At 56.6% G+C, this 15,540-nt stretch carries 15 protein-coding genes; 3 read left to right on the forward strand and 12 right to left on the reverse strand.

Annotated features, from left to right (window positions below):
• Nucleotides 1-137 precede the first annotated feature (137 nt).
• Nucleotides 138-434, forward strand: coding sequence for a hypothetical protein (locus HMPREF3036_RS11930; RefSeq protein WP_156469794.1), 297 nt, complete (start codon nt 138-140; stop codon nt 432-434).
• Here HMPREF3036_RS11930 and HMPREF3036_RS08070 read toward each other — a convergent pair.
• From HMPREF3036_RS08070 to HMPREF3036_RS08125, 12 genes are all read right to left on the reverse strand, one after another.
• A complete protein-coding gene (locus HMPREF3036_RS08070; RefSeq protein WP_062333441.1) occupies nt 391-3,021 on the reverse strand; it encodes a TraC family protein in 2,631 nt (876 codons plus the stop codon). The two genes, HMPREF3036_RS11930 and HMPREF3036_RS08070, sit on opposite strands and share 44 nt — an antisense overlap.
• A 23-nt stretch (nt 3,022-3,044) precedes the next feature.
• Nucleotides 3,045-3,983 (reverse strand): thioredoxin fold domain-containing protein, encoded by a 939-nt coding sequence (locus HMPREF3036_RS08075; protein ID WP_062333444.1) that lies wholly within the window; start codon nt 3,981-3,983, stop codon nt 3,045-3,047.
• Nucleotides 3,984-4,267: 284 nt separating this feature from the next.
• A complete protein-coding gene (traA, locus tag HMPREF3036_RS08080) occupies nt 4,268-4,639 on the reverse strand; it encodes a TraA family conjugative transfer protein (protein WP_062333446.1) in 372 nt (123 codons plus the stop codon).
• Nucleotides 4,640-4,664: 25 nt separating this feature from the next.
• On the reverse strand, nt 4,665-5,387 hold the full coding sequence (locus HMPREF3036_RS08085) for a TraV family lipoprotein (protein ID WP_062333449.1): 723 nt from the start codon (nt 5,385-5,387) through the stop codon (nt 4,665-4,667).
• A 336-nt stretch (nt 5,388-5,723) separates the two neighbouring features.
• Nucleotides 5,724-7,055 (reverse strand): TraB/TrbI/VirB10 family type IV secretion system protein, encoded by a 1,332-nt coding sequence (locus HMPREF3036_RS08090; RefSeq protein WP_082897426.1) that lies wholly within the window; start codon nt 7,053-7,055, stop codon nt 5,724-5,726.
• Between the two features lie 12 nt (nt 7,056-7,067).
• Nucleotides 7,068-8,195, reverse strand: coding sequence for a TraK domain-containing protein (locus tag HMPREF3036_RS08095; RefSeq protein ID WP_197457971.1), 1,128 nt, complete (start codon nt 8,193-8,195; stop codon nt 7,068-7,070).
• 25 nt (nt 8,196-8,220) lie between these two features.
• Complete coding sequence (locus HMPREF3036_RS08100) at nt 8,221-8,925, reverse strand: TraE/TraK family type IV conjugative transfer system protein (RefSeq protein ID WP_082897427.1); 705 nt, start codon at nt 8,923-8,925, stop codon at nt 8,221-8,223.
• 17 nt (nt 8,926-8,942) lie between these two features.
• A complete protein-coding gene (gene traL, locus HMPREF3036_RS08105) occupies nt 8,943-9,224 on the reverse strand; it encodes a type IV conjugative transfer system protein TraL (protein WP_062333457.1) in 282 nt (93 codons plus the stop codon).
• Nucleotides 9,225-9,314: 90 nt separating this feature from the next.
• A complete protein-coding gene (locus tag HMPREF3036_RS08110; RefSeq protein WP_062333460.1) occupies nt 9,315-9,755 on the reverse strand; it encodes a DUF805 domain-containing protein in 441 nt (146 codons plus the stop codon).
• Nucleotides 9,756-10,072: 317 nt separating this feature from the next.
• Entirely contained in the window at nt 10,073-11,443 is a 1,371-nt protein-coding gene (locus tag HMPREF3036_RS08115) for an autotransporter outer membrane beta-barrel domain-containing protein (RefSeq protein WP_197457972.1), read from the reverse strand.
• A gap of 181 nt (nt 11,444-11,624) precedes the next feature.
• Nucleotides 11,625-12,068: a hypothetical protein gene (locus HMPREF3036_RS08120; RefSeq protein ID WP_062333467.1), complete on the reverse strand. Its 444-nt coding sequence runs from the start codon at nt 12,066-12,068 to the stop codon at nt 11,625-11,627.
• Between the two features lie 159 nt (nt 12,069-12,227).
• The gene (locus tag HMPREF3036_RS08125; protein ID WP_156469796.1) at nt 12,228-13,829 is read right to left on the reverse strand and encodes a hypothetical protein; all 1,602 of its coding nucleotides are present in this window, start codon (nt 13,827-13,829) and stop codon (nt 12,228-12,230) included.
• 86 nt (nt 13,830-13,915) lie between these two features.
• On the opposite strand from HMPREF3036_RS08125, the gene HMPREF3036_RS08130 reads away from it, so the two are divergent.
• Nucleotides 13,916-15,199 carry a DNA cytosine methyltransferase gene (locus HMPREF3036_RS08130; protein WP_231853608.1) on the forward strand — a complete coding sequence of 428 codons (1,284 nt, stop codon included), beginning with the start codon at nt 13,916-13,918 and terminating at the stop codon, nt 15,197-15,199.
• 15 nt (nt 15,200-15,214) lie between these two features.
• Entirely contained in the window at nt 15,215-15,502 is a 288-nt protein-coding gene (locus tag HMPREF3036_RS11935) for a hypothetical protein (protein ID WP_156469797.1), read from the forward strand.
• Nucleotides 15,503-15,540: the final 38 nt, after the last annotated feature.

A 15,540-nucleotide genomic window follows, 5' to 3' on the forward strand; every position in this document is an offset into this window, starting at 1 on the left:
GTGCATGAGTGCAAGGCCCAAAACTGATTCTTATGATTCAAATACCAATGTGAAAAGCCGGGATGCTTTTCGACGCTGAGTTTGAGCATAGGCAGTTGGCCAACCCCATCTGGCACACTTGAAAGCAAAACTCGCTTTTGAAACCGCTGTGGCGCTTTATGTTGGGCGAAACGAATGGTTTCGAAGGTATCCTGGTTGCCGATCTTTTTTATGCCGTAACACTTACCGATACAGTACGTCGTTACATTACAAGTCCTGAAAAAGCGGACAGGGTTCAGGAACGGAATCCCTCCGCATCTCCAAAATCCCTGTGCCACACAAGAAAAAATGGCCGACCGTTCTTGCTGAACAGCGGCCTTTTTCCTCTCTCCCAAGAGCTTTTTGCCCAGATCAATACCGTCGGCGAGCTTCGCGGTCACGAAGAACCGCATTGATTGCGTCCTGAATGCCCATGCCCTGTGACTGGTACTGCTTGATGTCGTTGACGTCGTTGGGAGCGGTCGAGTAGAGCAGCTTCTGGAAGTCCGACACGATCAAGCGACCAACGCATTGAAGCTGACCAACGCTCACGAAGATTTCCGAGAAGACGCCCGCTTCCGTATGCACGGACTTGAGCATGTTGAAGGCCCAGTCCTCCATCACGAGTTGATTGTCCTTGCGAACCTGTTCAAGCGTCGTCGGCTTCTGGCCGAGAAGGAACATGTTGGCCGAGTTCGAACTGATGGCCTTGCCCACTGAGTTGCCGTACAAGTCCTGGACGGACTGCGTGGCAATGATGGCTGAACCGCCGTATTTTCGGAACTTGCGGTAGGCGTGTTCCATAAAGACGGAGACTTCGCCTTCCTTCAGGAGGTCCCACGCTTCGTCGATGATGACGATTTTCTTGCGGTCGCGCTCACCGAGGAAAATCTCACGCTGAATCTGCGAAATGAGCTGCAACAGCACCACTTGACGCAGATGCTTTCGGCCTTGAAGTTCGTCGAGTTCGAGAACGGTCAAGTCGTTCTTGAAGTTTGCGTTGTTGTGGCCAGAGAAGAAGCGACCATAGGAAGACTTCGACGTAAAGGAGCCCAACTGCACGCCGACGTCGCGCACGCGGGGGTCCGAATCCCTCAGACAACGTTCGGCAATGAGGTCGATGCTCATGGTCGACGGCGGCATGGCCTGCATCAGATCAAGGTCGCGCTTGCGCTCAAGGTCTTCGACCATCGCATCCGCCTTGCGTCGATCCGAGATTTGCAGAGCCTGTTCGATCTTGTGCTCATAGGCCGCGTTGATGGCATCGAGCGTCCCCTGTACCTGCTTCTTGCCCTCCTCGTAGGTCTCGTTCCAGATCTGATGCATGTGGCCCTTGAGGGCCGCAATCTGATAGTCATCGAGCTTGCCTTCCATCGAGGCCATCGTCGCCACCAGATTCACCACGGCATCTTCTTCGTCGTTCCAGTTGACGATGGTCTCGAACGGGTTAAGGGAGATCTTGCTTCGGTCCGAGAATTCCACAAAGTCGCCGTCGAGCGATTCGCAGAGCTTCTTGTAGGACTTACCAGCGTCGATCACCCAGACGCGAGCGCCTTCGGACATATAGGAGAGAATGAGCTCATTGAGAAGGAACGACTTGCCGGAGCCCGATTCCGCCGCAATCACGCCGTTCTGGTTCGTCGAAGAGTCATGCAGCGACAGGCTCATCACCTGCCCGTTTCGGCTCAGGAGTTCCACGTGCGGCGTACCCGTCCCCTTGGCTTCGCCGAAGAGCGGCAGAATGACCGGGACCTCGCGGCTCGTCATCGTCTTGTAGCGCCAGAGTTCGCTGATGGCGAACCGGTCGCAACAAAGCGGCAGACAGTTCTTGAAGATCGGAAGCATCACGTACCGGTCTTCTTTGAGTGTGAAGTGCTGGTCGGACCAGAAGGATTCCGCAGCCGAAGCCGTGGACGTAACTTCCTTTTCGGATTTTCCGAAAACGATCACGTGGAAACTCGTCTTCAGAGGACGAGAACCGTTGTTGAGCGAATCGTAAATCGTATCGAACGACTTTTTGATGTCGCCGAGGATCGGGTCGAACTTAAGCAACGGGCCGAAAGCCTGATTGTTGGCCCACGTGCGCTTCTTCTCAAGCGTCCCCTTCATTTTGGAGACGTCCGGGAAGATGATGTTGCAACAGACGGCGTAGTTCTGGTGAATGCCGCTGTTGTTGCCATGCAGGTCACCCACGTAGTCGATGGCATTGCCGAAATACATGGCTTCGGGCATCTTCTTGGCGGAGAGCACCTTAACGTAGGCGTCTTCGCCCAACGTGAAAAAGTTCGGATTGGCGATCATGACCCCGGAATCAGGATCAAAACACTGCGGCGGAATAGGCTTGTCCTTTTCCCAGAGCGGTCGATAGCCCTGACGCCATGTCGCACGTGCATTCCAGTTGAGGAACGTATTCACAAAGCGCACGTAGCGATTCGCATCCATCTGATACGGAGCAAAGCCGACGGACTTCAAGACCGAGACGATCTTGGTCGCCCAGTCAAGGCAGTCTTCCATATCGTCTTCGCTTGGCTCTTCGCCAGAGAACGGGATCTTGACGCTCACAATCAGCTTCAGGTCGACGACGCGTCCGACGTTGAAGACCGCACCGTTCAAAGCCGTGCCAACGATTTCCTCATCCGTGTGCTTCCTCAGCCACCTCATGCGCTCCTCGAACACCGGCGTCAACAGAGGATGCCGGTGATTCATGCGCATCCGCTCGGCGACAAGGAGGTTTTCCTCGATGTCGGGCGAGCGAAAGAGCAGGAAGCTCATCGTCATGTTGGAAGGAAAGTTCTGACTGAAAAGCTGGTCGAACTTTTCATGCTCCTTCTCGCCGCCGCCCGTGAGCGGCTGGCATTCGAAGCAGAAACCCAGCGTCTTGTCATCGCACATGAAGATGCGATGTTCGTTGTCGACCGCCAAGGGCGAAATGAGCTGTTCCGCACGAATGTCGTCCGTCAGCAGCCCCTCGTCCGTAAAGCGCTTGAGTTTGAAAACGTCCATACATTGACCTCTTTGCTGGCCACTTATTTGGTAGCCGGAGCGGGTTCGGCCTTGGCGGCGGCCTGAGCGGCATCCGTCGTGGAAGCCGTGCTCGCCTTCGGAGCGGCGGGCTCAAGGAACGCCTTCAGGTCGCGGGGCTTGCCGCGTTCGAAACGACCGTCGGGCGCGATCACCATCGGCACGCCCTGCACGCCCAAGGCGCGAGCGACCGTCAGGGTGGACTCGAAGTTGGTCATGTCGCAATCGCTCTGCTGCTCAAGCGCCTCGATGGCGCGGAAGCCGCCTTGGAACGCCTTGAACTTCTCACCCTGATCCGTCGTCTTGGCGCAGTGGAGCTTCTTGGAAAGCTGCACGGAACGGTCGCCGAGCACCGGGAGGATCACGAAGTTCCAAGTGTAGTTCTTGTAGTAGTCGGGATTGGCATTGAGCTCGCCGACGAGCTTGTGGCACCAGCCGCACTGCGGGTCCACAAAGGCCACCACCTGCTTTGCGCCGGAGCCCACGGAAATGTGATTCACCTGATCGAGCTTGAAGCCGACGCGCTTCAGATCAATGTGGCTCACGGCATCGGCAATGTCTTCAATCGTGGACAGCTCCTTGCGGTTCCAAACGTCTACCATCTTGCCGATGAAGGCAAAGCGACCGTTGTCGACGAGATACATGATCTTGCCGTCCTTGGACTTGATGGCGCGAATGACGTCGGCATCAATGGCCACGATGCGCTCGATGGGCGAGACCTTGGCCAAAGCCTCGCGGGTCTGCTCTTCCTGAGCGTCCACACGCGCCTGCGCTTCAAGATCCTTCTTCACGTCCGGAGCCGGCACACCCTTTTCAGCGGCGATTTTGTTGACGCGTGCCTGAAAGTCTTCAATCGTGCCCGCCGCATAGGACGAAGCCGCCGTAATAGCCGTCGCCGCAGCCACGGCAACCGTAATGAGAGTGCGCTTGAAGCTAGTGTTCATGATGCTGTTTGCCTTATGTGGATGAAAACCGGATGGATCGGTCGGAAGCTCGATGCGCTGTTTTCAGAAACAGAAACCGCGCATCGAGAGTGCTGACGTTAAAACGCCCGAACAGCTCTTTGAAAGCCGTTTTGGTGTGGAACCAGCCCCTTCCATCGTTACGCCCGCCCAAGGCTTTGTTGCGGGCGGAATCCTTGGCTAGTCCCACGCCAAAACGCCCTGCCGACCTCTCCTTGTCCTCTTCGGAGGGGTCGACAGGAACGCTTGTGCTTAGGCAGGAAGGCTTACTTCACGAGGTTGGCAACATCCATGCCGTTGTCAAGAAGCGCGACCTGAGCGAGGTCAGCACCAACAGCCGTGGAGGTCACGATGCCTTCGATGACGTCCGGACCGTACTGGAGAACGATGGCCATCGAGATGCCGATGACGGCAGCCACGACGGACTGACGAACAAGGCCGAAGGCGATGCCGACGATCAGAGCGCCGAGCGCGATGATGCGACCGAGAACGCCCTGCGACCAACCCTGGATGAGCGTCCAGATGTCGTCAAATTCGGAACCGCCCGGAGTGGTGCCACCAACGCCGGCGTAAACAGCAGCTGCGCCGGCGAAGAGACCGCAGGCAAGAGCGACCTTGCCGATAGACTTGAAGTTCATTGGAATGTCTCCTAAAAACTGAGTTTTAGTGATTACGCATTTGGTCTCTCTTGAGTTTTTCGAGGCTGTTGTAAGCCTCCTTCTTGGGAGCCTTGTATGCGGGATAACTGCTCGTAGCCTGAAGCGGCGCGAACATCTTGCTGTTGCCACCCTGTTCGTCGCCAGGATAAATCCAGCGACGAGGCTCAATTTCGGTGTACACGAACCCGGGGGCAACCAAATCGCCGTTCGTGTCCACATAGGGCGCGACCCAGATGCGCATGATCTGAGCCGGCGTTCTAATAGGAACCGGTTCGCTCGGCAGACGCGGAGCGACATAGTTGTTGATCACTTCGTCGTTGTTGACCTCAAGCGTCTTGCGGCGAATCACCTTCTTTTCGCCCGTCTTCGTGTCAACAACGTCAATCCATTCTTCGGAAGCCGCCTTCGAAGGCCTGCCCACACCGACGCCTACGGCGTAGCGGCTGTTTTCATCTTCCTCAACGGCAAGCTCGGGATTCACGTCCTCGGCACGAACGCAGTCCTCACACTCTTCGTTGTAGGAGCCGTCCTTCTTGCCGACGGGCGACGGCACAACGCCGTCATTCGTCTTTTCGTAGACGTCGCGAGCCGAGTGGCAGTACACGCTGCCGGGCATGCCCGTACAGGCAAATTCCTCTTCACCCACACCAATGGAGCCGCAACCCGAAAGCATCGAGCTGAAGAGACCAGCCACGGAGACCGAGAGAAAAACACGTTTGAAATTCATAGAAATTCGGCGCGGAAACCTCTGTTTTTAAACAGGGGAGGAAGCGCCGTCCTCCTTTCTAAGTTCGGTTAAATCTTTGCGGATACCCGCAGGCTCCGCTTACGCGGCCCGAAGGCCGGTTGACATCCTTCGCCAATGTTGGAAGGGGTTTGGTGCCTGCAACACCGCTCCTACCTCTCAGAGCTTTTAATCACAGGCCGCAGAGCGTGGAACTAGGATGTACATCCCACGGTGCCTATACATTCCCAACCAACGTAGCGCCTCTCGAAAGAGGGGCGCTGAGGCTAGTCAATAAAGGCTCTTTCAAGCCTCTGCCTTTAGGCAGGGGTTATTGACTTAGCTCCCGGTATGGGTGGGATTCTTGGCGACTTGGGTCTGAGCCGTCACGTTGAGCGTCGTACCCGTAATCACCACGACATCGACCTGGCGGCCCGCGTTGATTTCAACGACCGGAACCATTTCATCGGCCAAGTCCATGTAGAACTGAGCGACGCGGTCAAGCGAGTTCTGAAGACCGGTCGCAAAGCCTCCCTTGGCCGCTTCCGTACTGAAGTTCTTCTGGTACTGCACCTTTGAGTCTGCAGTCGTCGAAAGCACCGACACCTGCGAATAGTCAAAGGCTTCAGACATGCCGGACAGGAAGCCGGCGACCATCGTGCGAGCGATCAACTGGCCCTGCTTTGACACAAGGCGCCCCTTGATGCCTTCCTTGCCGTCCTCACCCGAGACATAGCTGTTCAACTTCGTCTGAATGACACCGCCGTCGTTTCGAATGCAGGAGAGCGTTTCGCCGCGAAGTTTGGCGCGCTCACTCGCCAGTTCGCCTCGACCGCCCACCAGAAGGAAGCACTCGCGCACGTCAGACGTATAGCGGTTGGGCAAAATCGCATGCTTCGAAAGACGAATCAGGGAGGGTGTCGGGTTGTCGTACGACCCCTTGCCCGTCGGGAAGTCAGCACCGGTGATGAGCGTGCCGGTGAGAATCGAGCCGGCAGGGATGTAGGCCGTTTGCGAGACCTCCTGCGCCTGCGTTTCCTGATCGGAAGCTGCTTCTTCCTCCTCTTCACCCTCTTCGCCCACGATGCCGATCCGCACCGCGCCGTTGCGCGATGACGGACGGGTTGCGCCCTTGCCCTTGCGGCCCATGAGCTCGGCTTCCATCTCGTCGCCCATCAATTCACGGCGCTTTTGCTCGCGAACCTGAAATGGGTCGTCGATGGATTGATCACCCTGCCCCTTGGCAGCGGCCTTGCTCTGCTGATCGATGCGGACCTGCTGATCCTTCTGCTGCGCACGCAACGTGTTGATTTCGTTACTCAGAGCATCAAAGCGCTCGCGCCACATACGTTCCTGAGAGGCGTCGGTCTTCTCCGCCGCACGCTCCTTCTCAAGGCGCTCGATCTGCTGCTGAAGCTGACGGTTTGAACGGTCAAGGAACTTGATGCGACCCGCCATGGCTTCAAGACCCATGTTCTTGTTGCTCTGGTCCGTGATCACATTGACCTGTTTGTCCGTCTTAGTGTTCCAACGCTCCTTGACGCCCTCTTCCGTGCCTGCCAGCGACAGGTACAGCACGCCGCCCAAGGCGGCAACCGCGAGCGCTATAACCGAGAGTTGCTTTGTTCTCGGCGACATCTTGGCGAGCGCATTAGTCATGTTGAATGCCATCTCACTCCCCCATCAGTTGTATTCACGGGGGATGAGCGGCTTGCGAACGAGTTCGTCCGGCACGTCTTCCTGACGCTTCACGACCACGTAGATCTCGGCCTGCTGTCCCGGCTGAAGCACCGAAAGCGGCCAGGTCGTAACGGCAGCCGTACGCCAGCCGCCGCAATTCTGGTTGCGAAACTCAACAGGCGAATCGGCAACGTTTTTCACGACGCCCACATAGATGTCGAGGTTGTAGCCTTCGAGAAGCTGACCGCCGTCCCACTTGAAGTCAAGACCGAGATGCTTGCACGTCGGAAGCGGATCCGTCACGCGTATCTTGCGCATCGAATACCCCGACGGCACTTGGCCGAGCGCCACGCCGCGCAGGGCCTGACGAATCGTTTCCACATACGGCTGGGACTGTTCCCATGCCTGAGCCTTCTTCAGGCCGCCGTTGGCGGCACTGCGTGAATTGAGGCGTTCCACCACATCGGGCGGCAGCGTAAAGCGAACTTCACGCGGCGGAATGGCCTGAGGCACCATCGTGATCGAAAACGCGATGTCTTCATGCCCCTTCTCGGTGATGAAGGCCGTCACGGCGGAAGGCGAATCGGTCGTGATGTAGATCACGCCGTCGCGCACGCAGGCTTCGCCGCAATCTCCCTTCTTCTTGCTCGTAAAGAGCGACGTCGAGACGATCTGCGGATTCTTGAACGGCGTCAAAATTCTGTTCGGATGCTCACGCGAAATCGGGATGAAGACGTTCTCGCCCGGCTTGATCGCAATGGTTCCCTTCGTATTGATCTGCACTTGGCCGACCGGCACGGTGTCGGGCTTGCGGCGCGATTCCTCCGCCGCCTTGTCTTCAGCCTTGACGTTCCTCTTCATCTGTTCGACCGCCTGTTGCTTGGCGGCAGGGTCGGCGTTCGTGCGCAGGTACTTCGCCGGGACGGCAACGTAGCCTTCATCTTCGGCCTGCTTTTGGGCCGATTCCTGCTTGGACTTGGCCGTTTGCTTGGACTGCGCATCGGCTTCGGAAACGGTCTTCACGACGCTTTTGACAGCGCTCGTCACCGCGCTTTCGCCTTCGGCAGCCAGTGCCGCATTGCTCGAAAGCAAAGCAACCGCCACCGCCGCAGCAATGTGAGTGAGCTTCATTGGAGTTCTCCTGTTCTTTGGGGCGTTAGAGCTTCGTATCGGCTTCCGTCGTTTCGCGACGGTCGGCTTCCGGCTCCTTGTAGCGAGCGCGTTCCTTGATCTGTTCCTGACGCTTCTGCTCATCGCGTTGCTGGCGCAGTTCATTCTTCTCAAGCACGTCACGCGTCTTGGGATTGCCCAGATAGGTATCAATGGACTTGATGAGCGGGGCGTAGTTCGCAATGCGGATCACAAACTCATAGGTGCGTTCCTCACGCTTTTCGGCTTCGAAGCTCAAGCCCTGACGAATGAAGCTGTAGCCCGTCACGAAGACCTTGCCGGAAGACTTTTCGTACGTGACGCGACGCGGCTCAAAGCGCATCGTCACGCGATCGTCCATCAGCCCCTGAGCATTGGATTCCAGACCTTCGAGCACGGTGTGGTAGATCTTCGGATCCAGAAGCGGCTTCAAACGGTCACCGATGAAGGTAACGTTGCCGGGACTCACGTTGCCGATCAGTTCGGCCAGAGCAAAGCCCCACGCTTCGATGTAGGAGCGCGATGCATCGTCACGCGTCACTTGAGCGTCTTCGGCAAGCGTCCACGGCTGGATCGTCACAATCGTCGGACGCGTGGCCAGAACGGCCACCAGAAAGAAGCACAGGCACAAGAGAACCGTCGTGACCATGCGGGAAAAGTACGCTTCGGTCTTGAGACCGTGGAACGTAGAGAGATAACGCTTTAAGTCCATTTTTTCTTGTTCTTCGTTTACGGAATCAGTCGCTTGATCCACGGGTTGATCATGGATTTGCTACGGGTAAATCCGAAGCCATACCAATAGAGCAGATGAAAGAGGTAACCGTCCGGATGCAGATCGCGGAACTTGCGATAGAAGTGCGCAACGACCAGACCAACAGTCGTGCAGATGAAAACCTGATTGAGCATGATCCCGATACCGAGACCAAGGAGCACCGGCATGCACTCGTCGCTCGACCACACAAGGAGGTAGGGCGGCATATCGGCTCGCGTCGGAATGCGTGTTTCCTTCATAGAAGTCACCAGAAGTTAAAAAACGTGTCGGATCAAACTCTAAAAAATTTGTCAAATGTCACTGACGCGCTTGAAAGTAAAATCTGCTTTCTATTCGGTGCGCGGGTGAATGTCGACTTGCGAATCCTTCTTGCCCGGCCAGATGCAGAGGAGCAGAACGAACAGAAGGTTGATGATCGGCAGCCCGATGACCAACACCCACCACTTCGACCAGCCGATGTCGGACAGACGGCGGCAGAGTGTCATCAGGTAGGCAACGCCAAGTGCGAGCAGCAAGCCGCTCCAGACGTAGAGCCAGACATAGAAAGCGCCTGCGGCAAAGAAGGTAAATTCGTCCTCTTCGCTCATCATCAGCGCCACGTCGGGGCCAAAGTCGATGGACGCGTTGATGTATTCCCAAGACACCCAGAGAAACGGCGCGATGAGAATCAGGTTCGAGACAAGCCCCGCCACGAAATAGGCAAAAAATTCAAGACGCCCGGCCCGACCTTCGTGGGAAAACTGCCTGCCCAGAAACGAATTAAGCGACATGAGTGACTCCCGGAAATAATTGACGGAGCAAAGATTACTCAGGTGTCAAGTGCGCCCTGACAGGCTTGAAAGCCGATTTTGCTTTCTGGGAGAAAGAGGGAATGCGCCGTCAAGTCGGCGCATTCCTGCAAAAGCAGAAACTGCTTTCCTCGCGACCAGAACCTCAAAGACCAGCGTCATCATTGATGAAAGTTTGACTGCTTCCAATGAAAGCAATCCGGGCAAGAACAAGTATTGGGTTTTGAACGGCTTAAAATAAGAAAAAGCCTCGACCACAGACAAAAGTGGCGAGGCTTTTTCATTGAGATGAAGGCGGGTTAGAAGGCGAGGCGCACGTTCGCCTGTACGCTGTAACTTTGCAGTCCGTCGTCGCCCGTCGAGCCGCTGTAGTTCAATCCGAATGCCAGATTGCCCTTTTCAGCAGAAAGACCGGCACGATAAGTCACGGCAGAGCCACCCGAAATCACTGACTTCGTATTCGTACCGGCAAGACGAACCTTTGTATCGCCTGTCTGCGGAACGAACGCAGCGTCCACCACCGGCGAGAGTTTCCAGGCACCCGCATCAAAGCTGCCCTTGGCCCTGAATCCGATCGGGAATTCATGTACGACGACGCGATCCTCAGCATCGGCATGGTCCACTCCGATCACGCGCCAGCCTGCATACGGCGTCACCGTCATGCTGCCAAGCATGGCATCAACAGAGACCTTCGCAGATGCGCCCAACACGTCCGCATGACGCTTCTGCCCCTGTGCCTTGCCCTCATGGCGTTCATACAAGGCCGAAGCCGTGAGAGCCGCAGGACCGAAGCGATATGCACCGTAAACCGAACCGCCAACGTCGTTCCAGTCCTGAGATGCAAGGTTGTCACTCTTGACATTGCCCGTACCCGCGCTCAGAACAGCACCAAGCGTGAGGGTTTCAGTTGAACCCTGAACGCCGAAAAGCAGGCCGCTTCGATCTGTGCGATAAGCATCAAATTCAGTCTTGCCGTAACCCGCATCGGCCCACAAGCCCGTAACTGCCGCTTGCGCCTGCGACTCTATGGAAGCCATCGTCTGAGAGGCCGCCCCGCGAGCCGCAGACGTGAGAGCGCCAACAGTTGTCGGGATCGTGCGATGCACCCGCGCAGCCTCGCGGGCCGCACGTTCGCGGGATTCGCGGATCAGGTCTTCGAGCGTTCGAACCGGGGCGTTCGTTTCGGAAGCAGAAGACGACATATCGGTAGATTCTGCGGTTTCAGCAGGTTCATCCGCCGCCGGTGCTTCGCCCTCGTCTTCGTTATCGGCAAGCGCAATCGCATCTTCCTCGTCGGGAAGAGCGCGGTCGTCACGCGACAGCATCATCAATGCCGCTTCATTTGCCCCAGCCTCAGCCGGGATCATCCCCGCAGACTTCAACGCTTCAATGACAGCTTCGGGCAACGTTTCGCCCGCGTCGTACATCTCCTTGGCCACTTCCAGATGCTTCGTCAGATAGGAAACCTTGGCAACAATGCCGATCACGAGCTGGCCGTTGCCGCGATTTATCAGAACGCCATTGGACTTGAACTTGTCGGCAACGAGCGTACCGCCATTCTCAACGCGATCCAGAGCACCGATTGAAACCTCATTGGCAACCACCGTCCCCTTGTTCTGAATCGAGAGATTCTTCGTCGAATCAACAGACAGAACACCCGTGTTCTGCACGGTCGTTCGGTTCGAAGTCGAACCGTCAACAGCCGAGAAGCATCTCTTATCTCCCCCTCGTATGGCGATAGTTTTTCCCTTCATCGCCCTCCTCTTTGGACACTTTTTGGAACCATGGCAGGCAAGAAAAAAAACCGAAAGGGGATGTCCTTCGGGGTTGAGGTTACGTTGTGCTTGCGGGTCAGATTCTGATGTTCACCTGGCCTCTGAGAGCCGCATTAAGCGCCTGAGCGCGTTCGACTTGCCCGGAGTTCTCAAAAATGCTTCGAGTGGTCTCAATAGCTTGCGACAGCATCTCGAAGACCTCAGGCGTGAACTTCTCTTCGCGCGTCTCGACGTCGAGATACGCGCCGACAGCCGCAAAGCCGTCTGACAGGCACTTGCGGATTTCCGATGTATTCTCCATTTTCTCCGCCAAGGCCCATGCCGCTTGGATCGAGTAGCAGTTGATGGCCAAGTCGCCTTCGGAGACCGTCCGATTCGCAACCTGAAGCAGGAAGGTGCGGTCTCCGTCCCGGGGATCAATGTCGGTGCGCTGAGAATACGCATCCAACGAGTTCAGATAAGGCGGAACGGCCACGTTCTTGGGCTTGTACTTCTTCTTTGGGCGTTGTTTCTTGGACATTGTTCTTGTTTTGATTAAGAGAGTCTGGCATACCGGCTTTCAACAGAAGAAAGCCATCCATCCATCACCGGTTATGGAATTCTTATGAAGCACGTGTGCAATGTCGCACCTGTCACCGCCGTTCGTACGTTCGAGGTCGACGTAGGCATAGGTATTCCGCTACGCGTTCTGGACATCAACGCAGCTCGCGAAATAGCCGCCCTTCTTGAAGGCGTCCATGAGCTTCGCCGCCGGCGGCGGATTCGTCATCTCCACGAGATCGAGGAGCGCGTCGACCGTCACCGCCGAAACCGGTTGTCCGTAGCTTTCGGTGCATTTCTGAAGAGAACTCTCCACGGCCTTGGCCGACTTCCCGAATCCGCCTGCGATGTAGAGGAAGAACCTGGAGGGCGTCTTGTCGTCAAACTCCTGCCAACAGTCCTTGTAGTAGGTTTTGAGCTTGATTGTGTCGTTGAGCGGCAGGTCGTAGTTCATAGTAGCCTTGCTGTCTCCGAACCCGCATTCAGTCATGCCCGAAGCCCTGATGCGGATGTCCGGATATCCGCCCTCGCGATTGCTTGCCGTCTTCTGGCCGATGTGTTCGGAGAGATCGAAGCCGAGCTTTCGGAAGATGCCCGTCACAGCCTTCTCCAACGCAATGGCCTCTCTGCCGCCTGAAGCGGCGGCCTGCTTGATGGTGTCGCGCTCGATGTTCGCTACGCGGTCCCGCACGCCACTGATGAGAAGCCCGATCTCGGCGGGCGTCTTACCGTAAGTGGCCGCTTGATCGTTGATGAAGGCCTGCAGATTGAAGGCGTAGGGTGCTTCCGTGACCGCGTTGATGAAGTTCGAGCACACCAGAGCCTTCTCGCCGTTGATCTGCTGCGTGGAGCGCGAGCGGATGGATTTGGTCTTCGTGTAGCGCCCGAAGCGCTGTTGCCATGCGGCCTGATGGTCGGGATCCAGAGGTTCGATTCTTTCGTCCATCCAAGTGCAGATATCTCCCTGCACGCAGACGTCCTCATTGAGTTCGAAGCGCTTGTTGTCTTCCGCATTGGTCACGATCAACTGAGCGGACTCAAGATAGTTCTTGGCCGTGTTCGCAATATCTTTGGCGTCCTGAATGCCTCGGGCAAGGTCTTCCTCAGGATTATGTTCGTGATAACGCTTTGGCGTACGCACGTCGTCCACGCTCTCGATCACGGTCGCGAGATCGCCCGTTTCGCGCACCTTGAGAATCTTCTCGACGCAGATATCGTGGCACTTGTGCGTGCGCCCGTAGACCACGGCCACGGCGATGTCAAGACAGGTGAGATAGCCACCGAGTCTCGGATCCTGCCAGAGTTCGATGAGAAATACGAAAGGCTTCACCTTCATGCTAGGATCAACGCTCACGTTTCGGCCCAAGCCGTAGACGGACGGATACTGCATCCGAAGAAGCTGACAGCGAAGGATCCTCAAAGGGGAACGTGCGTTGATGAGCTCTTCGCCCGCGAAGGTCGACGAGTACACCCGGTCATGATCCTGCCAGAACAGGCCGAGGCAGGAGAGCTGCGCAAGGTACGTGCGCATTCCGCCCGGATTCTTCACGCCATGGGCGTTTGCCTTGCACTTGAGCCCGAGGTTTTCAAGCTGGTCGTAAAGCTGATCCTGCACGCTCTGACTGGTGGTGTTGCCCGTGCAGGCTTCAAGCAATTGGGAAATCTGTACCAGCTTCCAAGCCTCGATCTTGCGGATGTTGCGCGGGAACATCCACATCGTGCGAAATTTAGGATTCGGCATACGGCAGTCCCTTTTTGAGGTTTTGCGCTACAATTCCCGTAAACGTTGCTTACAATAGGGCAGCAAACTTTGCAACGGAGAGCGTTGTGCGCAATAAAGAATTGAAAGTACGTCTCTCGGAGACGGAGTATTCCCATTTTACCGAGGCTTGCGAGAAGGATCAGGTGGCAACGTCTACCAAAGCTCGCGAGCTGATCGTCAATTTTTCCCAGAGCGTGCTGGGCCAAGCTGTCAAGGAAGCGGCTTGTCCGAATGAGGCCGGCGAAAAAATGCCGGTGCTCGTCCCTGGACGTGCGCTTCGTGTGGGCGAGATGTTCTCTGGTCCCGGCGGCATCGGCACGGCTCTTAATCGCGCGAAATCGAAGAACTTTTCGTTCGAGCACCTATGGGCAACAGATTGGGATGCGGACACGTGCCGTACGTACCAACAGAACGTTCTCAAGCACAGTCCCGAAGCGCTTTCGATCTGTAAGGACGTTCGCGAGCTCGACATCGACGGCCTGCCCATTGTCGACGGATTCCTTTACGGATTCCCCTGCAACGACTTTTCGCTAGTTGGCGAGTCTAAAGGGCTCGACGGCAACTACGGCGGCCTCTACTCCTACGGCGTCAAGTACATCAACCGAGCCAACCCCCTCTTCTTCTTTGCGGAGAATGTGAGCGGTCTAAGCTCCGCCAACGACGGCAAGGCTTTCAAGGTGATTCTCGACGCGCTCAATCACGCGGGAAAGTTCGGCTACAACATCACGGCGCACCTCTACAAGTTTGAAGAGTACGGCATCCCTCAGGCTCGCCATCGTTACATCATGATCGGGATTCGCGGCGATCTTGGCCTCACCTTCAAGGTCCCCAAGCCTTCAGGCATTCAGAAATCCTGTTCCGAAGCTCTGGCCAACATTCCGCCCACGGCTGCCAATCAGGAACGGACCTCACAAAGCAAGACCGTCACGCAGCGCCTTGCCCTCATCCCCGAAGGCATGAACGTCTGGCAGGCTGAAGAAGCCGGCCTGCTCCCGCCCGAGCTTTGCCTCAACGTGAAAGGCGCACGTCTTTCCCAGATTTACCGTCGACTTGACTCCAAGAAGCCGGCATACACCATCACCGGCTCGGGGGGCGGCGGCACGCACGTCTATCACTGGTCCGAAAACCGTGCACTGACGAATCGTGAACGCGCTCGTCTTCAGACCTTCCCGGACGACTTCGTGTTCTGCGGCTCGAAGGAGAGCGTGCGCAAGCAAATCGGCATGGCCGTTCCTTGCGACGGTGCACAGCTCATCCTCGAAGCTCTGCTCAAGACTTTCGAAGGACAGGATTACGAAAGCGTTGAACCCAGCGTCGGAACCTTCGAGGCCGGCAGGTTCACGATTTGATGCGAGACACCCCAAGTGACCAGAGAAGAAATCCATCGCCGCAAGCAACGCGGCTCAAGACCGAGTTCCGGACGCACAGCCGCGAACGAACCGAAGAAAAACGTCACGATCCGACTGACGGCAGAGGAGCATTTGAAACTCGCCGAAGCCGGCGGTTCCGCCTTCATCAGTGAAATCTTGAGAAACACGAGGGTCTACCTTGACCTGACGAAGGACGGCGTTGTCAAAGTCGTCAGCACGCCCAAGTTCCATCGCCGCCGCCGGACGGACGAATCGAGAGTCGATTTCTCCGATTCGGAATGAGAAAGGCTATTCCTCATTTAGGGTTGGAAACGACTCTG

Origin of the sequence: Sutterella sp. KLE1602, from assembly GCF_001578585.1 — a bacterium.
GTDB classification, from domain to species: Bacteria; Pseudomonadota; Gammaproteobacteria; order Burkholderiales; family Burkholderiaceae_F; genus Sutterella; species Sutterella wadsworthensis_A.